Source organism: Streptomyces sp. NPDC017979 (assembly GCF_044328175.1).
GTDB lineage: Bacteria > Actinomycetota > Actinomycetes > Streptomycetales > Streptomycetaceae > Streptomyces.
Genome location: NZ_JBIRGU010000003.1, coordinates 327,597 through 347,039, shown reverse-complemented (window position 1 = coordinate 347,039; position 19,443 = coordinate 327,597). Strand labels below are relative to the sequence as shown.

General features: G+C 74.9%; 13 protein-coding genes. 9 read left to right on the top strand and 4 right to left on the bottom strand.

The window, feature by feature from the left end; translation table 11 throughout:
* Positions 1-122: 122 nt before the first annotated feature.
* From ACH4E8_RS11055 to ACH4E8_RS11025, 7 genes are all read left to right on the top strand, one after another.
* On the top strand, positions 123-998 hold the full coding sequence (locus ACH4E8_RS11055) for a DUF4132 domain-containing protein (RefSeq protein WP_398446611.1): 876 nt from the start codon (positions 123-125) through the stop codon (positions 996-998).
* Positions 995-6,082: a hypothetical protein gene (locus tag ACH4E8_RS11050; RefSeq protein ID WP_398446609.1), complete on the top strand. Its 5,088-nt coding sequence runs from the start codon at positions 995-997 to the stop codon at positions 6,080-6,082. Before ACH4E8_RS11055 ends, ACH4E8_RS11050 begins: the two co-directional genes overlap by 4 nt.
* Complete coding sequence (locus ACH4E8_RS11045; RefSeq protein ID WP_398446607.1) at positions 6,079-7,266, top strand: AAA family ATPase; 1,188 nt, start codon at positions 6,079-6,081, stop codon at positions 7,264-7,266. The genes ACH4E8_RS11050 and ACH4E8_RS11045 overlap by 4 nt, the downstream gene beginning before the upstream one ends.
* Complete coding sequence (locus ACH4E8_RS11040; protein WP_398446605.1) at positions 7,253-10,831, top strand: DUF5682 family protein; 3,579 nt, start codon at positions 7,253-7,255, stop codon at positions 10,829-10,831. The genes ACH4E8_RS11045 and ACH4E8_RS11040 overlap by 14 nt, the downstream gene beginning before the upstream one ends.
* Positions 10,828-12,825 (top strand): hypothetical protein, encoded by a 1,998-nt coding sequence (locus ACH4E8_RS11035; protein ID WP_398446603.1) that lies wholly within the window; start codon positions 10,828-10,830, stop codon positions 12,823-12,825. Before ACH4E8_RS11040 ends, ACH4E8_RS11035 begins: the two co-directional genes overlap by 4 nt.
* 87 nt (positions 12,826-12,912) lie before the next feature.
* Positions 12,913-13,629 (top strand): vancomycin high temperature exclusion protein, encoded by a 717-nt coding sequence (locus ACH4E8_RS11030; protein WP_398446601.1) that lies wholly within the window; start codon positions 12,913-12,915, stop codon positions 13,627-13,629.
* Between the two features lie 113 nt (positions 13,630-13,742).
* On the top strand, positions 13,743-14,330 hold the full coding sequence (locus tag ACH4E8_RS11025; protein WP_398446599.1) for a TIGR03086 family metal-binding protein: 588 nt from the start codon (positions 13,743-13,745) through the stop codon (positions 14,328-14,330).
* A gap of 592 nt (positions 14,331-14,922) precedes the next feature.
* Here ACH4E8_RS11025 and cutA read toward each other — a convergent pair.
* Together cutA and ACH4E8_RS11015 are read right to left on the bottom strand one after the other, a co-directional pair.
* Positions 14,923-15,309, bottom strand: a complete 387-nt coding sequence (gene cutA / locus ACH4E8_RS11020; protein ID WP_398446597.1) for a divalent-cation tolerance protein CutA — start codon at positions 15,307-15,309, stop codon at positions 14,923-14,925.
* Between the two features lie 39 nt (positions 15,310-15,348).
* Positions 15,349-15,984 (bottom strand): NADPH-dependent FMN reductase, encoded by a 636-nt coding sequence (locus ACH4E8_RS11015; protein WP_398446594.1) that lies wholly within the window; start codon positions 15,982-15,984, stop codon positions 15,349-15,351.
* A gap of 257 nt (positions 15,985-16,241) precedes the next feature.
* Between ACH4E8_RS11015 and ACH4E8_RS11010 the strand changes: the two genes are divergently transcribed.
* Positions 16,242-16,799, top strand: coding sequence for a hypothetical protein (locus ACH4E8_RS11010; protein ID WP_398446592.1), 558 nt, complete (start codon positions 16,242-16,244; stop codon positions 16,797-16,799).
* Between the two features lie 156 nt (positions 16,800-16,955).
* Positions 16,956-17,630, top strand: coding sequence for a class F sortase (locus ACH4E8_RS11005; RefSeq protein ID WP_398446590.1), 675 nt, complete (start codon positions 16,956-16,958; stop codon positions 17,628-17,630).
* On the opposite strand, the gene ACH4E8_RS11000 is transcribed toward ACH4E8_RS11005, so the two are convergent.
* Positions 17,557-18,570, bottom strand: coding sequence for a HemK family protein methyltransferase (locus tag ACH4E8_RS11000; RefSeq protein ID WP_398446588.1), 1,014 nt, complete (start codon positions 18,568-18,570; stop codon positions 17,557-17,559). The two genes, ACH4E8_RS11005 and ACH4E8_RS11000, sit on opposite strands and share 74 nt — an antisense overlap.
* Positions 18,571-18,788: 218 nt before the next feature.
* Positions 18,789-19,418, bottom strand: a complete 630-nt coding sequence (locus tag ACH4E8_RS10995; RefSeq protein WP_398446586.1) for a hypothetical protein — start codon at positions 19,416-19,418, stop codon at positions 18,789-18,791.
* Between the last annotated feature and the right edge of the window lie 25 nt (positions 19,419-19,443).

Sequence of the window (19,443 nt, the reverse complement as noted above, 5' to 3'; positions counted from 1 at the left end):
GTCCGCCCGTCCGGTCGGCAAGCGCCCGGGACCTGGGTTATCCACAGGCTCAAGCGACTGTCACAGGGTGCTCCTACTGTGATCGTCATCGAAACCGAAAGCGTCGGGGAGGCGGTCTCGCCATGGGCTGGATCGAGACACAGAGCGGTGGTTACACCGTGTCGCTGGACGGCAGCGAAGTGCTGTGCAGGAACGCGGCGGGGCGGCAGCTGAAGCAGGTGCCGCCGAAGCTGAAGGACGACTCCGTCGTCGTGCAGCTGCGTCAGTTGTCGGAGTGGTTGCAGCGCCATGAGCGCGAGTGCCGGGAGCAGGTGGACGCCTGGCTGGTGCGCTCGTTGCCGGTGCCGGTCGCGGTGCTCGCCCGGGTCTGGCCGGACGCCGGATGGCAGCGGGCGCTGCGGGACCTGGTGGTCGCCCCGGTGGGGGACGACGGGTCGGCGGACATGGCGCGGGCGGGTTTCCTGCGGGACGCGGACGGGGCCCGGGGGCTGGGCATCGTCGACCTCGACGGTGACTCGGTCCGACTGGATTGCGCCATGGTGCTGGTGCCGCATCCCGTGCTCCTGGACGACCTGGAGGACCTGCGGGAGTTCGCGGTCGAGCTGGGCGTGGAGCAGCAGGTCGAGCAGTTGTTCCGCGAAGTGTGGCGGCGCCCGGAGACGATCTCCGGCGACGTCTGCGAGACGTATCAGAACGGTCGGTTCCAGCAGTTGCGGCACGCCACCGCACGCGCGGCCACCTTGGGGTACCGGGTGCGGGACGGCCGGGCGGTGTGCCCGCTGGTGGAGGACGGCCGGCCGCTGGAGGCGGCGTACTGGCTCGGTGCGGACTATCCGGACGCGGAGGCGATGACGGGCGGGCTGACGTGGCTCGGCGAGGGCGGGGGCCGCGTGCCGCTCGCCGAGGTGGGGCCGGTCGCCTGGTCCGAGGGCGTGCGGATGGCAGCGTTGATCTACGCCGGCCGCGTGGTCGAGGACGAGGAAGAGGCGCTGCGGTGAGCGGGGCGACGGGCACGGACGACGGGCAGCAGGGGGCGACGGTGGGGGAAGCCATGGACGCGACAGGGGGCAGGACAGTGGACCGGACGGAGCGGGTGGACAGCGCGCTGCTGGCGGCGGGTGCGGTGCTGCCGCTCGACGCCGGGGCCGGCGGGGGCACACCGGACGCCAAGGCGCCGCGGGGCGCGGCGAGATCCCGGGCCGGGAGGTCGGCGGACCCGGGGGCGGGAGAGGGCGGTGCCGGCGACGTCCTGACGGCCCGGTCGTTCGTCCACCCGGCCCTGGAGGGGCGCACCGTGGTGCGGCTGGTGCCGGAGTCGATCGGCCCCGCCGAAGACCTCGCGCTGGAGTACCTGGGCTTCGAGCCCACCGGCACGGAGCCGGTGGGCCGGGTGCGCCGGCAGTCGCTGGGCTTCCCCGCCTGGGCCCTGGTCCACGACCCGAAGAACGGGCACCACGCCCTGGCCGTGGTGAAGGAGATGGAGCGGCTGACCCGGCTCGTGCCGACCAAGCCGGGACAGGCGAAGGACGGCTTCGACGAGATCGGGAGCCGGCTGGACCGTTCCGTACCGCAGTTCCTGCCGACGTACTACGAGCAGGTGGCGCGGCTGTTCCTGGCGGCGGAGGCGCAGCAGACGGCGTCCACGTTCTTCGGCAAGGCGCGCGCCGCCGAGCAGCGGCACGCGCTGCCCGTGGACGAGGAGCGGCTGCGGGAGGTCTTCCTGGAGTTCGCCGGGGCGGGCGCGCTGAGCGGCAAGGTGCTGCGGGAGTACGCGAAGGGGCTGGCGGAGCGCCTTCCCGCGGAGCGGGCGTTCGAGGAGTTCCGCACGGTCTGTTCGCAGCGCTGTGCCTCCGGGCTCACCCCGTACGCCGGGATGCTGGAGGACCTGCGGCGGCTGGCGAAGGCAGCGGGTCACGACGCGCTGACCGTGGAGCGCTCCCTGGTGAAGGAGATCGTCGACACCGACGCGGTGAACCGCGCGGCGGGCGGGTTCTGGCGGTCGGCGCTGCCGGCGCTGAAGGTGCTGGCCGCCGAGGACGAAGCCGTGCGCCGGCGGCTGCTGGCGCTGCTGCCGCAGACGGGCGGTGACAGCCCGGAGACGTTCGACGCGTCGTGGCTGGCGCTGCTGAAGACGTGCGGCGCGGTGGACCTGCTCCTGGACGGGACGGTACCGGCGGCGCAGTGGCTGTCCGCGTGGGCCGAGCACCGGCAGCGGGGCTGGCAGGCGACGGCCCGCATCGCTGACGAACTCGTGCTGGTGGAAGGGCTGGCGGACCGGCTGGTGGCGGACGGCGTCCCGGTGCGGCTGGTGCGCTCGGGCTGGCGCGTCAGCGTCGACCTGGACGTCCTCGACCTGTGCCTGGCCCTCGGTGTGCCGGTCGCGCCGCCGGGTGACGACGTGGAGTCCCTGGACCTGGAGAGCTGGCTCACCGGTGCGGAGGCCGGGCGCCGGGACCTGGCGGCGCTGGCCGCGGATCCGCGGTTCGCCCCGTTGCTCCGTGCCGGTCTGGAGAATCTGACGCGGGGCCGCAGCTCGACCGCCCGGCTCCAGCAGATCGCGGACCATCCCGTGCTGCGCACGGTGCTGGTGGGGTGGTTCGACGACCGGGCGGACGAGTTGGCCGAGCCGATCGGCCTGCCGGGCATCGAGGAACTGTTGCAGCGGCTCCTCCCGTTCGCCCACGCCCCCGTGTTGGCGACCGCTCCGCAGGCCCTGGCCCGGATCGGTTCGTTCTCCCCGGCAGCGGCGCTCGGGCGCACCCTGCGGGCCGGCGTGTGGGACGAGTTGGGCTGGCCGGCGTTGGAGGAGGCCGTCGCGGAGCTGGGCGCCCCGGCTCCCCCGGACGAGCACACCGGCCACGGACACCGCGACGACTGGTACCGGATGATGGACGCCTGGCCCGGGCTGATCGTCCGGCTGGGGATGCAGGCCGTCCTGGTCGGCGCCGAGAAGGTGGTCGACCGGCTGACGATCTCGCTGCCGTCGAGCAAGAAGTACGGCTGGGACACCCCTGACGTGCGCCACATCGGCGGCCAGTGGCTGACCGTCAGTGGCGTGGGCGACGACCGCAGGGCCCGCTGGTCGGGCCGGCCGGCAGAGGTGTTCGCCCCGGACGGCATGGTGACGGACCGCTACGTCTCCTATCAGCACCCGTCGTTGGAGCTCGCCGACGGCAGCCGGACGTTCGGCGCCCGCCCCATCTCCCCCGGGGACACGTCGTTCGCGCAGGAGTGGCGCGCGATCGCCTTCGACGGGGTGTCGCTGTGGGTGTTCCACGAGGGCCAGTGGTGGGACTACGACCCGGAGACGGCCCGCCGCGGCCGGGTGTCGGTGCCGTCGTTCTTCGACTCGGCGCTGGGCACCGGCGGGTCGTTGATGGAGCAGTACTGCCGGTTGCTGCCGGTGCCTTCGGGCTTCGAGGGCTCCCCGTTCGGCACCCGGGACGGCCTCCTCGGCTGGTGGGTACGGTCGGAGCCGAACTCCGGCACGGCCACCGCCTGCTCCGTGGACGGCAGCAGCACGTCTGCGGCCGTCACGAAGAGGTCGACCCGCTTCTCGTACCGCACGGAAGCCGTGCCGATGCCGCCGATGCGGCTGCCCGCGGGCGCCGCGCTGCATCCGCTGGAGACCCGTGGCCAGCGCACCCATATCGAGTTCCGCGACGACCAGGGGTTGTTGCTGTCCAGCGTCGTCGAGGGCTCCTGGGGCGGCGCCTACGCGGCCGGCACCACGGCCGTGCCGCCCGTCGCGTACTGGCACGCGCTGCGTCCGCGGGACGAGGCCGGGTCTGCGGCGCTGCGGGAGGTGACCGACGCGGAGGCCGGGAAGCTGGTGGCCGCCGTGGTGGGCGGTGCACCTGCGCAGGACGCCGTGCGCGAACTGCTTCCGCTGGTCAGCCACCCGGGCCTGGTGGCCGGAGTGGCCTCCTTCGTGGAGCAGTCGGCGAAGTTCGCGCGCCGGGTCACCGAACTCGCCGAGCGGGCCGAAAAGGGGCGCCAGGCGCAGTCCGCCGCCCCGTCCGCGGCCGCCAGGACCGAGCACGCCTTCGACGGGCTGTTGCAGAAGGCGCTGGACGGTCTCGTCGACACCGGCCGCGTGTACAGGTACTACTCCGGCGACGACCGGACCGCGACCGCCATGACCCAGGTCGACCTGGTGCGCAGGACGCTGGGCGGCGAGGAGGCCGGCGGCGAAGAGGTGTTCGACACCCATGTCGGCTGGCTGACCCTCGTGGGCCCCGGTGTCGTCGCCGCCGCCGTGCGCGCGGGCGCCCCGCAGCTTCCCGCCGGCGAACGGGCGGGCCTGTTGGAGCTGTTGGACGCGGTGCTGAAGGTCCGGGCGGAGGGGGACGCCGTCCTCGTCGATCCGCGCGGGCGGCTGCGGACGGTGCACCTCAAGGCGCTCAAGTCCGGCACGTTCACCAAGATGCTCGGCGAGGTGCAGCAGGACGGGGCGCGCCGGCTGGTCTTCCTGGACCGCCGCTACGCGGGGGACGACCTGGCGCACTGGCACTGCCTCGAATACGACCCGACCGGAGCGTTCGGGGCGTGGGACGGCTTCGCCGTCGTCGAGTCCGACGTGTTGGGGGCGCCGGACGACCCGCTGCGGGCGGACGCCGTGGGCCGGATGGTGGCCGCGGTCCGCGAGCAGGGGCCGCTGCCGTACCTGACCGAGCCGATCGAGCGGTTCGCCACGGCGACGGGGACGAATCCGGCGGTGGGCGCGCTGCTGACGCTGGGCCTGCCGGGGATCACCGACTCGGGCCGCGACGGACTGCTGTCCGCGGAGTACCTGGCGCCGCTGGGGCTGAAGTCGGCCGACGCCAAGGCGGCGCGGGGCGTCCTGAACGGACTGGCCCCTCGCGAACGACAGCACTACACGAGCCTGTTGCTGCCGCTGGAGCCGGAGCGGGTCGACGAGCTGTGGCGGGCCGGACTGGACACGGATGCGCTGGCCTCGGCGTGGGTGGCGGCGCGCGGCAAGCAGCGGACGGTGCCCCCGTGGCTGACGGGTCGGGCGGTGGCGGAGCTGGGGCCCGCCTCGCTGCTGGACCGCACGTTGAACCCGGAGGTGCAGCCGGAGCTGATCGGCCGCACCGAGCAGAAGCTCGACAAGGACGAGGCCCTCGTCCCGGTGGAGCGCGACAAGTTGCTCACGGGCGCGGACTTGGGTGCGTACGTCACCACGCTGCGCTGGCTGGCGTACCGGCTGCCGTTCGGCGATCCGCTGCGGGAGGTGCTGCCCGTAGCCCTGCGGATGCTGCGGGAGCGGCTGCGCGACCCCGGGCTGCTGCTCCACCTCGCCGTGGACTGGGACGCCGAGGGCAATGCGACGTCGAAGCGGCTGCGCGATGCGCACGGCGTCGGGGCGCGGCCCGAGGACGCCAAGGGATTCGTCGAGCTGGGCGATGCGCTGGTCCTGTCGCCGAAGCAGTACTACTCGGGCTGGGAGGACGTGTGGGTGCGCCCGGCTGCGCTGATGGCGGCGGCCGATGCGGCTCCCGGCGCCGACCACCCCGCGGTGCAGTTGCTGTTGGGGACCGCGGGCGAGCGGCAGCAACTGATGGCGCTGCGGGCGCTGCTCAGCCCGGAGTTCGAGGCCCTGGTGACGGCCGACGGCGCGCCGGGAGCGGCCCAGTGCCCGGCGATCGGTGCACCGGAGCTGGTGGGGGCCGCCGTGCAGGAGCTGGGGCTCGGCGAAGACGCGGCGGCCCTGTATCTGATGCTGTTGGCGCTGCCCGACCCCACGGACCGCAACCAGGCGGAATGGACCGGTTGGAAGCCGGCCCGGTTGAAGAAGGCCCGCGCCGAGTTGGCGGCCACGGACCTGGTGGTGGAGGCGAAGCGGGCGCGGGCCGGCCGCTCGCTCTTCCTGCCGGGCGGCTGGCTGGAGGCGAAGGCGCCGAAGCTCCCCGTCGAGACGTGGAAGACGACGCTGCTGCCCTGGCAGGGCGCGGAGTTCGTGGTGCCGGAGGTGGCAGTGGCGGCGCTGTACGCGGCGGCGTGGCAACGGGTGGTGGCCGGGGATCCGCCCGGGTTCGAGGAGTTCAAGGGGCGCAAGTCCAGGGGAGGTTCGCGATGAGCGGGTACGAGAACGGGAACGGGGCGGGATCGGCGCGCCCGTCGCAGGAGCCGCAGCCGGGGGCCCGGCAGATGGAGCTGCCGGAGGACCGGTACGCGCAGGAGCTGGCGTTCCTCGCCGGGTACGACGACGGGCCGAGGCCGCCGGGCTGGCGGATGACGCCCCGCGCGGTGGTGCTCTTCGTCTGCGGTTCGGGGGACGAGCCGCTGCGGGCGGCGGACGGGCGCCAGTTGGTGGTGGCGCGGAAGTTCGTGGGCGATCGCGCGCTGGTGGAGCGGTGCGTGGTGACGCTCGCCGGCGAGCGGGGGCTGTTGCTCGTCGGCGAGCCGGGCACGGCGAAGTCGATGCTGTCGGAGCTGCTGTCCGCCGCCGTGTGCGGTACGAGCACGCTCACGGTGCAGGGCACCGCGGGCACCACGGAGGACCAGCTCCGCTACGGCTGGAACTACGCGATGCTGCTGGCGCAGGGCCCCAGCCGCGCCGCCCTCGTGCCCTCCCCCGTCCTCACCGCGATGACCACCGGCGCGGTCGCCCGGATCGAGGAGGTCACCCGCTGTCTGCCGGAGGTGCAGGACGCCCTGGTGTCCCTGCTGTCGGAGCGGCGGATGGCCGTGCCGGAGCTGGCGGGTGACGGGGCGGCGGAGGGCACGGTGCACGCGGCCCCCGGGTTCACCCTCATCGCCACGGCGAACCTGCGCGACAAGGGCGTCTCCGAGATGTCCGCGGCCCTGAAGCGCCGGTTCAACTTCGAAGAGGTCGGCCCGATCGACGACCTGGACGCGGAGACCGCGCTCGTCCGGGCGCAGGCCACGGCCGCGCTGACGCGTTCGGGTGCGGCGTTCGGGGTGGACGACGCGGTCCTGGAGGCGCTGGTCACGGCGTTTCGGGACTTGCGTTCCGGGCGCAGCGCGGAGGGCTGGGAAGTGGAGCGGCCGTCGACGGTGATGTCGACCGCGGAGGCCGTGCACGTGGCCACGGCGATGGGGCTGGGTGCGGCGTACCTCGGCGACGGCCGGGACGTGGTGCGCACCCTGCCCGGCCATCTGCTGGGCACCGTCCGCAAGGACGACCCCGCCGACCACGCCCGGCTCCTCGGCTACTGGGACGGGCCGGTGCGGCGTCGGGCGGAGAGCGGTGCGCCGCTGTGGCGGACGCTGTGGGAGTTGCGCGATGGCCTCGGGTGACCCGGCGGCGGAGCCCTCCGGCGCTGTGGCCGGGGGCTGGTCGCCGACCGAGGCGGCGGACGTGCTCGCGGGGTGTCGGGAGCCGTATCTGATCGGGGTGCGGCACCACTCCCCCGCGCTGGCGGCGGCCGTGCCGGCCCTGTTGGAGCAGGCCGCGCCCGAGGTGGTGTTCGTGGAGCTGCCGGAGGAGTTCGCGCCCTGGCTCGGGCACCTGGCGGACCCGCGGACGGTGCCGCCGGTCGCGCTCGCGGGCAGCGGCGCTGACCTGGTGTTCCTGCCGTTCGCCGAGTTCTCGCCGGAGTTGGCGGCGATCCGGTGGGCGCGGGCGGCCGGGGTGGAGGTCGTCCCCTTCGACCTGCCGCTCGCGGCCCGGCACGGCTCGGACGGCCACCGGGGTGAGGCCCTGCCCGGCGACGGGCCGGACGAGGCAGAGGCAGGTCCCGGGCCCGGGTTCGCGGCGGCGCTGCGCGCCCGGGCCGGGGGCCGCCCCGGTGACGACCTGTGGGAGAGGTTGGTCGAGGCGGCCGCCCCCGGTTGCGCGCCCGAGGCGCTGCGGCGCGCCGCGCTGCTCGTCGGCTGGGCGCTGCGCGAGGACGAGCTGACGCCGCCCGGTGGGGTCGACCCGTACGACCTGCGGCGGGAGGCCCACATGCGGCGGCGGCTCGCCAAGCGCGGGGAGCGGCGTGCGGCGGCGGTGATCGGGGCGTTCCACGCGCCCGCCCTGGTGGGCGCCTCCGCCGCGGAGCCGGTGGCAGCCCCCGTGACGGAGGCTGGTGCATCGGTGGAGGTCGTCACCTCCCTGGTGCCGTACGCGTATCCGCTGCTCGACGAGCGGTCGGGCTATCCGGCCGGCATCCGGGATCCGGAGTGGCAGGAGGGGGTGTTCCGGGCCGGGGGCGATCCGGCGCGGATGGACGAGTTGCTGACGGCGACGGCGGTGCGGATCTGCGCCGCCGTACGGGCCGCGGGGCATCCCAGCGGGCCGGCCGACGCCCGCGAGGTGGTGCGCGTGGCCCGGGACCTGGCGACGCTGCGCGGGCTGCCGGCGGCCGGCCGCGGCGAGTTGGCGGAGGCCGTGCAGACCGTGCTCACCCAGGGCAAGTTGTTGGGGCGCGGCCGGGTCGTGGCGGCGGCGATGGAGGACGTCCTCGTCGGAAGCCGCAGGGGGCGGCTCGCGCCGGACACTCCGCGCTCGGGCCTCGGACCTTCGGTGGAGGCGCTGCTGTCCGAGTTGAAGCTGCCGGGGCCGGATGCGTCCGACCGCCGCGAGCTGCGGCTCGACGTGTTGCGCAGCGACCTCGACCGGCGCCGGGAGATCGGTCTGCGGCGGCTCGTGGTCTGCGGGGTGCCTTACGGGGAGGAGTCCTCCGTCGCCACCGTCGGCGACGCGTCCGCGCTGACCACGCGGTGGCACGTGGCCTGGTCGCCGTCGACCGCGGCGATGCTCGACGTGGCCGGGGTGCACGGGGTGACCCTGGAGCAGGCGGCGGAGGGAGTGCTGCGCCGTCGGAGCGCCGAGCAGCACCGCGGCGGCGGGCCCACGGCGGCCGACGCAGTCGGCGGTCTGGCGGAGGCGACGCGCTGCGTGCTGCCGTCGCTGGCGGCGCAGCGCCTCGCCGAGCTGGCCGAACTGCTGCCCGCCACGGGCACCTTGCCTGAGTTGTTGGACGGCATGTCCCTCCTGGAGCGGATCAGGTCCGGCCATGTGCCGGGGATCGACGCGGACTGGGAGCGCCCGGCCGTGGAGGGGGCGTATGAGGAGCTGACGGCGGCGGGGGTGCGGGCGCTCGACGGGCTCGCCGGCTCCACCGAGCCGTCGGACGCCCACGCCCTGCTCGCGCTGGTGGACCGGGCGGCCGGGCTCGGCGGTGGGCTGCGGCTGGTGGACGCGCTGGCCCGGCTGGAGTCGGACGGCACGGCGCTGATGAAGGGCGCCGCGGGGGCCGCCCGGGTGCTGCTGGGGCAGCAGGACGCCGCCGCGTTCGGCGCGCGCCTGGCGTCGCGGGCGGACGGCGCGACCTCCCGCGAGCTGCGGGCCCGGCTCACGGACGTGCTGCGGGGTGCGCTCCTGGGGGCGGGGCCGCTCCTGGAGACCGGTAGCGCGCTCGATCCGCTGGTGGAGCGAGTGGAGTCCTTCTCGGACCGGGCCTTCCTGGATCGCCTTCCGGCGCTGCGGGCCGGGTTCGACGTGCTGTCGCCCGCCGCTCGTTCACGGCTCCTCGCCGTGGTGGAGGACCGTACGGGCACGGCGGCGGGCACCTTGTCCGGGCCGGTGACGGACCCGGCCGCACTGGCCCTGCTGGCGTTGGCGGACCAGTCGGGCCGGGAGGCCCTGGCGGCGCGCGGGTTGACCGTACGCGCCCCTGTGGGGGAGGCACCGGCCGAGGCGGAGACCGCCGCACCCGCCCCGCGGGTCGAGAAGCCGGCCGTTGCGGACGCGGACCGCGCCCTGTCGCCCGGCGATCGGTGGCGGCTGCTCCTCGGCCGCGGCCAGGGCCTGAGCGGTCAGGCGCGGCGCACCGCCACGGCGTTGGACGAGTTGTACGGCCGCGGCAAGGGCGAGGGTTCCCTCAGCGACGAGGAGTTCGCGGGGAGCGGCGGGGGCGACGGGCCGTCGTTCCCCGGGGTGCGGGAGTGGTCGGAGGAGTTGGTAGCGCTCTTCGGCGCCGGCGTCCGCGAGGAGGTGTTGGCCGCCGCCGCGGACACGGGCCGCCTCGATGCCGCCCTGGAACTGGACCCGGCGTCCGTGCAGCCCTCCGTCGACCTGCTGCGGACGGTGCTCTCGTACGCGGGCGGCATGCCGGAGCACCAGTTGGCCCGGTTGCGCCCGCTGGTCGCGGCGCTGGTGCGGGAGTTGACGGCCGCCCTGGCGAACCGGCTGCGGCCGGCGCTCACCGGTCTGACCCACCCGAGGCCGACGAGCCGGCCGGGCGGACCGCTGGACCTGGCGCGGACGGTGCGGGCGAATCTGGCGACGGCCCGCCGGGACGCCCGGACGGGTGCGGTGACGGTCCTCCCGGAGCGCCCGGTGTTCCGCACCCGGGCGCGCAAGTCGACGGATTGGCGGCTGGTGCTCGTCGTCGACGTGTCGGGGTCGATGGAGGCGTCCACGATCTGGTCGGCGCTCACCGCCTCGGTCCTCGCCGGGGTGCCCGCCGTCAGTACGCACTTCCTGGCGTTCTCCACCGAGGTGCTGGACCTCACGGATCGTGTGGACGACCCGTTGGGCCTGTTGTTGGAGGTCCGGGTCGGCGGCGGCACGAACATCGCGCGGGGCCTGCGGCACGCCCGTTCGATGGTGAAGGTCCCGTCCCGGACGCTGGTGGTCGTGGTCAGCGACTTCGAGGAGGGCGGCCCGGTCGGGCCGCTGCTCGCGGAGGTGCGGGCGCTGGTCGACGCCGGCTGTCACGTCCTCGGCTGCGCCTCGCTGGACGACGGGGGACGGCCCCGGTACTCGACGGGTGTGGCGGGCCGCCTGGTGGCTGCGGGCATGCCGGTCGCCGCACTCAGCCCTCTGGAGCTGGCCCGTTGGGTCGGCGAACGCGTGGGAGGTAGCGCCCGATGACGACCCCTCAGCCCTCGGTGTCCACTGCCGGTGCGCTGCCTCCGGTGGCCGCGGACGTGGCGGCCGGCGCTCTCGACCTGTTGCCGGCCCGGCTGCGCAAGCGGGTGGACGGGGCGACGGCGAAGGTGGCCGGCTGGCCGGTGGAGGCCGTCCCCGACGGCGTACGGATCCGGGTGGACGCGGAGACGGCGGTGACGCTCACGCTCACCGACGGCGTGGTGGCCCGCGCCGCGGACGCGGTGTGCGGCTGTCTGCTGGCGCCGGCCTGTCTGCACCGGGCGGCGGTGCTGTCGAGTGCGCCGCTCGCCGAAGCGGTCGCCGAAGCCCCGCTGCCGGAAGCCCCGCTGCCCGACGGCGCTTCTTCCGACGGCGCTTCTTCCGACGGTGCTTCTTCCGACGCCGCGCCGGCGAACGAAGCGCCCGCGGTGAGCGCGGACCCGTCCGGACCGGCCGGTGCGACGTCCCGCGCCACCGCCAGCGTCACCCTCACCACCGCCCAGTCGACCGCGCTGGTCGCGCTGCGCACCGCCGCCACCGATGTGCTCGTCGCCGGGGTCACCGGCTCCGGCGCCGTCCACCGGGCCGGGCTGCTGCACGCCGCGCACTCGGCGAAGGTCGCCGGGCTGCACCTGCCGGCGGCCGCCGCCGTGCGGATCGCCCGCCGGCTCGGCGAGGCACGTTCGCAGGACCCCGGCTTCCGGCTGCCGGAGCTGTCGGCCGAGTTGGCCGGGCTGCTGGAGTTGCTGAGGTCGCCGGACGAGGCGGTGACGCCCGCGCGCCGGGCGTACCAGCCGGCCAAGCCCCTGCGGTTGTACGGGCTGTTCACCGAGCCCGTCGTCACCGCGTCGGGTTACGCGGGCGCGGTGGGCTACGGCGTCAGCGCCGAAGGCGTGGTCCACACCGTGGCGGACGTCGCGCCCGGCGTGCCCGAGCGGGCGCTCCAGGCCGCGGGCACCCCCGTGCCGGGCGGTTGCGCGCTGCCGCTGCGCGACTGGGGCGACGGGGGCGCGGTGATCCTGACCGGTCCGACGGTCTCCCCGGACGGCCGGGTCGGCGGCGGTTCGCGCATCCGGTCCGTGACGACCGCGGGCGCCCGCTGGCACGAGCCGCCGCTCGACGGGCTGTGGCAGCGCCCGGCCGCCGAGCAGTTGGCCCGGGCGCTGGACTGGCTGGCCAGCCCGCCCGAGACCCGGCCCGCCGGCGGCGACCTGCTCCATCTCACCGGGGTGGTGGCGCACGGCGGCTTCCGGGTCGCCGGCGGCCCGCTGCTGCGTCTGCTGGCGCCGGACGAGCGCGCCGAGTTGCCGTACGCGGCGAACGTACGGCTGCTCGCCTCCCGCCCCGGGTTGGAGCTGCGGCTGATCGCCCGGGTGAGTGCCGACCGGCCGGGCAGCGTCGCGGCGCTGGCCGCGGCCTGGCGCGGGCACGACGGGGAGCCGATGCGGGTGGACCTCGGGTTGCGCCGGCTGAACCGTTCCCACCTGCCCGCGGAGACCCGACAGGCGACCCCGGGCCCGGGGCCGGTGGGTGCCCATCCCGCGCTGCCGGTGGAGCTCGACCTGTTGCGGCGCGCGGTGGACCGGACGGTCGCCGGCGGCCGTGCCGTCACGGCCGCCGCGGACGACGAGCTGCCGCGCCGGCTCCGCGCGGTGGGTCTGTCGTCGGGCGCGGAGTGCATACGGGCCCTGGCGGGCGCGGCGGCCGAGCGCCGCCGTGACGGCCTCGGCAGACTGCTGCCGGCCGACCCGGACGCCTTCGCCACGGCCTGGCTCGCGGCGTCGGTGTACGCGACGGCGGCGACCCGGTCCCTGTTGCCGACGCTCTGGTCCCCGACGGACTCGACCGACCCGACCGGCCCGACGAGCTCAGCGCACTCAGCGAACTCAACGAACTCAACGAACCCGGCGGACATGCCGGACCGGACGGAGCAGGAAGGAGGACGGGGCGGCGGAATGCGGGCGAAAGAGAACCAAAGTGCCAGTTCAAGCGTCTGACCAGGCATGAAGAGACCGACAGCACCCCGCGGACGCCTCGGTCCCGAGCTTCGCCCCCTCCGTAGTCTGGTGGCGGCGCGGGCTGCTGTGGCAGCCATCCGGGTGCGGACGCGCAGGTCCGCCGGGCGGCGTCCGCGCTTCGGGCTGCCGCGCACCCGACGGGGCCAGCGCAGGCTGGTGCAGTCGGCGATGCTCGGGGCGGTGCTCGCGCTCGCCCCGGCGACCTGGATGCACCTGTCCGCCCACGACCGGATCCGTACGGTCGCGGAGGTCCCGGCGCAGGACGTGGCCGTGGTCTTCGGCGCCGGCCTGTGGGAGGGCCGCCCCACGCCGTATCTGGCGCACCGGCTGGACGCGGCGGCCGAGCTGTACGAGCGGGGCAAGGTCAAGGTCGTCCTGGTCACCGGGGACAACAGCCGGGCGGAGTACGACGAGCCGAGCGCCATGCGGTCGTACCTCACCGAGCGCGGTGTGCCCGACGGGCGCATCGTCAGCGACTACGCCGGGTTCGACACCTGGGACTCCTGCGTGCGGGCGAAGAAGATCTTCGGCGTGGACCGCGCGGTCCTGGTCACCCAGGGCTTCCACATCCGGCGCGCCCTCGCGCTCTGCGAGTCGGCCGGCATCGAGGCGTACGGGGTCGGGGTCAGCGAGCGCCGCGACGCGACCTGGTACTACGGCGGTGCGCGGGAGTTGGCGGCGGCGGGCAAGGCGGCGCTGGACGTGGCACTCAAGCCGGACCCACGCTTCTTGGGCGCCCAGGAGAAGGGCGTGCACAAGGCACTGGCGTCGGCCGGGGACTGACGTCGCGGGCCCGTCGCGCCGGGCGGAAACGGGCGCGGCGCCACCTGGCCACGGACACGCTGACGAACGGGCGCACGCTCGCGTCGTCACCCCCGGCGCGCGACAGTGGCCCCATGGCACACCTGGAACAGGACGTGACGACCCTGCTCAACCGTCACTCCGAGGCGCTTGCGCTCTTCACCGACCGCGTCCACGCCGTGCGGCCCGACCAGTGGGGCGAGCCGACGCCCTGCACGGAGTGGTCCGTGCGCGACCTCGTGAACCACCTCACCGCCGAGCAGCTCTGGGTGCCCGACCTGGTGACCGACGGCGCCACCACCGCCGACGTCGGCGACGCGTACGACGGCGACGTGCTCGGGAAGGACCCGCGCGCCGTCTGGGACGCGGCGGCCCGCGCCGCGCGGAAGGCGTTCGCCGCGCCGGGAGCGCTGGAGCGGACCGTGTGGCTGTCGTACGGGGAGACCCCGGCCGTCGCGTACTGCGCGCAGATGACGACGGACGCGGTGGTGCACGCGTGGGATCTGTCGCGGGCGATCGGGGCGCCCGAACGGCTGCCGGACGAACTGGTGAACTTCGCGCTCGACGAAGTCACTCCGTACGCCTCGGGCCTGTCGAAGACGGGCCTGTTCGCGCCGCCGGTCGAGCCGCCGCCGGGTGACAGCCACCAGGCGAGGCTACTGGCGCTCCTGGGCCGCGCCTGAAATTCCGTGCCCGACCCCTTTTCGGGCCGGCCCCGCCGAACCGACCTTCCCCCTGCGGGAGCGTTGGTCACCGCAAGCCGGTGGGGCCCGTTCGCGCAGTTCCGCCCCCGATGCCCCGCGGGCATGGGCGGGACCCCAGCGCCCCTGACCCACCCGCCGTACCCCTGCGGGAGCATCGGTCGCCGCGGCCCGGTGATGGGGCACCCGCGCAGTTCCGCCCCCTGTGCCCCGCGGGCATGGGGGACCCCCAGCGCCCCTGACCCACCCGCCGTACCCCTGCGGGAGCATCGGTCGCCGCGGCCCGGTAGACGGAACGCGCGCAGTTCCCCGCGCACCTGATTCGCTGCCCTCGACGGCCACCTTCGGGTTGTCCATCTCGGCTCGCTCCCCCCTACGCCCGAAGGGCGTGGGGTTTCAGGGGCGCTGGGATCCCCCAAGCCGCAGGGCACAGGGGGCGGAACTGCGCGACAAGCCACACGCCGAGGCGCGGAGACCGATGCACCCGCAGGGGCACAGCGGGTGGGTCAGGGGCTGCCGGCGCGGAACTGCGCGACGAACGCACCACCGGGGCGCGGAGGGGCGCGGGTGGGGGTCAGGTGCGGGGGGTGGTCTCGGAGGTGAGCCAGGTCAGGTACGCGGGGGCGCCCGCGACGACCGGGGTCGCGAGCACCTCCGGGGTGTCGTAGTCGTGCGCGGCGATCAGATGGGCTTCCAGTTCCGCGTACCGTTGCGGCACCGTCTTGAACAGCACCTGCCACTCCCGGGTGGTCTCCACGGCGTCCCGCCAGTGGAAGACGGAGGTGACCGGCGCGGAGATCTGTGCGCACGCCGCGAGCCGCGCCTCCACCGCGCCCCGCGCCAACTCCTCCGCCTTCGCGGCGCTGTCGGTCGTGGTCAGTACGGTCAGGGCGACGACGCCCGCGAAGTCAGCGGCGTCGGGAAGGGCAACGGCGTCGGGAAAGTCGGTGGCGTCGGTCATGCGCACACCGTACGCACGCGCACGGCCCCGCGCCGGGCGTCACGCGGCGTACGGTCGCTCGCTCCGCGCGTTCCGCAGGGCGTGCCCCCACCAGGTCAACCGGTCCAGCAGCGCCTTCGCCGCGGCGTCGCAGCCCGCGGGGTCCTTGTGGTGGCCCTCGCCGTCGAAGTCGCCGTGGGCGTTGTGGAAGGAGACCGTGTCGCGGACGGTCGTGGCGTGCAGTTCGGCGAAGACCTGCCGGAGGTGTTCGACGGCGCGCAGGCCGCCGGAGACCCCGCCGTAGGAGACGAAGGCGACGGGCTTGGCGTGCCACTGCGCGTAGTGCCAGTCGATCAGGCTCTTCAGGGCCGCCGGGTACGAGTGGTTGTACTCGGGCGTCACCACGACGAACGCATCGGCCTGCGCCAGCGTCGCCGAGACGGCCGCCAGCCCTTCGGGCGCCGCCGACCCGAGCGCCGTCGGAAGGTCGAGGTCGGCCAGGTCGACCAGGGTGACGTCCAGATCGTCGCGCTGCTGCGCATGGCGCACGAACCAGCGGACGATCACGGGGGCGAAGCGCCCCCGTCGATTGCTGGCGACGATGACGGCCAACTTCAGCGGATCCTGCTGCGGATGCGTGCCCGAGTGCGTACGGGCAGGGGCGAGTTGCGGGTTCTCCCGCGTGGTCGTGTTCATGGGTGAGAGCCTCTGACCTCAAGCTCGCTTGAGGTCAAGCCGACCTTGCGCCCACGCCCGGACCGACCGCGTCACCCGATCGGCGCGCACCGCGGAGGAAAACCAGAGCACCCCACCTGACCTGCGGTGACGCAGTACGTCCAGGACGCCACGCCGCGCAATGGGGCGTGATCTGATGACTTATCAGCAGGCGGTGTCGACGTCCCGTGCATTACCTCGGAGGAGACGGACCAATTCGCCGTGCTCCGGAGGAGACCATGCGCACCACCGCCCGCCTGCTGTCCAGCGCCGCGCTCGCCACCGCGACCATAGGGCTCGGCCTCGGCGCCTCCGCAGCGCACGCCGAGGACGGCGGCGGTCGGCTGGAGGTCTTCCCGTCCACCGCCGAGCCGGGCACCACGATCACCGTCAACACGACGGCGTGCGGCAAGGACGGCCACGGCACCGGCGACGCCCGTTCGCTCGGGGTGGACGAGTTCCACCTCTCCCCCGGCTCCCACCGGGATTCCGTGGTCGGCGAGTTCCAGGCGCCGCACAGCATCGAGTCGGGCAGTTACCGCGTCGAGGTGCGCTGCAAGAACGGCAAGCGCAGCTCGGGCGACGTGGTGATGAGGCACAAGTCCGGGGACCGGGGCAACGAAGGCTCGGGCGAGCAGCGCCGCGACGAGCCCAGTGGCCACGTACGGACCGGTCTCGGCGGCAGCGTTGGCCCGGACACCACCCAGATCGCGGTGGGTGTGGCCGTACTGGCCGCTGCCGCCGCCGGCGGGACCCTGCTTCTGCGTCGTCGGGCGAGAGACGCGCAGGGCAGCTGACGGGCCGCCTCGCGCGCCCCACGTTCCCGCCCCGTCCCCGCTCCCGTCGGCCCTGGCCCAGTTCGGCCCGACGGGAGCGGGGCACATCCGTACCCCGCACCCCGTACCCACCCCCGCACGCTGCACGCCGTCACACGCCCTCACCACGGAGGACCTTTGGGCTCCCAGGCCAAGGGGTGGTGCATCGCCGCCGCCGTCTGCACCGGGCTGTGGCTCGTCCACGACGGCGCGCAGAACGTCACGCCGCCCTCCCCCTCCGCCGCGCAGGCGTTCGCCGCCGGCCCCCGGACGCACACGGACGCCGCGGCCGATCCGCTGCCGCCGTCGGCCCCCCTGCGGCTGCGCATCCCCGACATCGACGTGGACGCCCCGATGACGGGACTCGGCCTGGACGCCAAGGGCGGCCTTGAGGTGCCGCCGGCCGAACAGGGCAATCTGGCCGGCTGGTTCCGCAACGGCACGCCCCCGGGCTCCCGCGGCACGTCCGTCGTCGCGGGGCACGTCGACAACGCCAAGGGCCCCGCCGTCTTCTACGCCCTCGGCGCCCTGGAGAAGGGCCACCGCATCGAGGTGGTGCGGGCCGACGGGCGGGTGGCGGTGTTCACCATCGACGCGATCGAGGTGTACGAGGCGGACGACTTCCCCGACGCGAAGGTGTACGGCGCCAAGGACCGCGCGGAGCTGAGGGTGATCACCTGCGGCGGCGGGTTCAACAAAAAGAGCGGCTACCAGGGGAACGTGGTCGCCTTCGCCCACCTCATCGGCGTGAAGCCGGTCCGGGGCCCGACGGACGCGGCCGGCGCGGCGACCGCCCCGGCCGGCTCCCGATGACCACCGTCGCCGCCGACTCTTCCGACGTCTCCACCCGCGCGGCCAACCCGCCCCGCAACACGGCCTCCACCGCCGGGGCCGTCTGCCGCTGGCCGGTCTCGAAGAGCAGTGAGCCGCCCGGCGCGAGCCAGCTCCGCGCCTCGGCGGCGACGCGGCGCAGCACGTCGAGGCCGTCCCGGCCGCCGTCGAGGGCGACGCGCGCCTCGTACTCCCGCGCCTCGGCCGGCAGGAAGTCGATCTCGTCGGTCGGCACGTACGGCACGTTCGCCAGCAGTACGTCGACGGTGCCGCGCAACCGGGCGGGGAGCGCCGCGTAGAGGTCGCCCTGGTAGGCCCGGCCGCCGTAGGGCGCCACGTTGCGACGGGCGCAGCGGACCGACGCCGGGTCTATGTCGGCGGCGTGCAGTTCGACACCGACACCGACACCGACCCCGCCTCCCGCGCCTCCCGCGCCTCCCGCGACGCCCGCGACGCCCGCGACGCCCGCGACGCCCGCGACGCCCGCCGAAGCATCCCCTGCTCCGTCCCCTGCTCCGACGCCCGCGGCCAGGGCCGCGCCGAGCGCCCCCGAGCCGCAGCACAGGTCGACCACGACGGCGCCCGGCCGGGCCGGGGCGAGGGCGTGCCGCACCAGGAACTCGGTCCGACGCCGCGGTACGAAGACCCCCGGGTCGACCTCGACGCGCAGCCCGCAGAACTCGGCCCAGCCCAGCACGTGTTCCAACGGAAGCCCGGCGACGCGTCGCTCGACCAGGGCGTTCAGTCGGTCGGGGCGCCGGTCCGCGGCGGCCAGCAGCAGCCGTGCCTCGTCCTCCGCGAAGACGCAGCCGGCCGCGCGCAGCCGCTCGACGACCGCCTCACCGACACCAGCACCGACAACATCGGCAGCAAGGGAAGGAGCGGTGTCCGACGGATCGACGGGCAGCGGAACGTACGACATGGGAGCGGCCTTTCGACAACACGAAGGACGCTCCTCGGATCACCGGCTCCGGTGTTCCGAATGGGCCGCGGGCCCGTGCGAGGGGAACGCCCGATCTGACACGGCAGTGATGGGTCCCACCTCCTCGATCGGTCCCGCCCGGCTCGGGCGAGGGGACGGCCACACTATCCGACCCTCCCCCACGGCGCACCCGTGCCCGCGCCACCGCGGTCAGGCGCTCACTTCAGGTCCGACGCCTCGAAGACCGCCCGCGCCGCGTCGTTCTCCACCCGCGCCATCAGCAGGGCGAGCGAGTCGAAGGCGGGGCCGCCGGTGCGCAGCAGCCCGTTCGCGCGCGAGCGACGGACACCGACGTCCACCGCGTGCCAGATCAGCGGGTTGTCGACGAGGGTGCTCGGGTCGACCTCGACCCGGCCGCCCCGCGCGTCCCGCAGCACCACCCGCTGCGCGACGCCACCGCGCCGTTCGACCTGGACCAACAGGTGCGTGTCGATCCGGCGCTCCCGCACCAGGCCCCGCACCGACAGCCAGCCGCGACCGACGGTCACCCGCGGCGGGTAGAGCACGGCGAACAGAGTGGTGCCGAGGGTGCACCACAGGGCGCAGCGCGGTGCGCTGAGCGTGCCGGCGCCGAGGTCCACGAGGTGCAGCAGCAGGAGGAGCGCGAGGGCGCAGAAACAGGCCGCCCACAGGTCGGGCATCCATCTCCGGTCCTCGGCGAGCACGTCGCCGCCGTCCGGTGAACCGCCGTCGCCCACCGGGCGGTCGACGCCGCCGCTGCCGGGACCGCCGAGCCCGTCCCGGTCTCCGCCGTCCTCCAGACCGCCGCCGCGGGGTCGACTCTCCATGGCCCGGACGGTAGGCCGTCGTGCG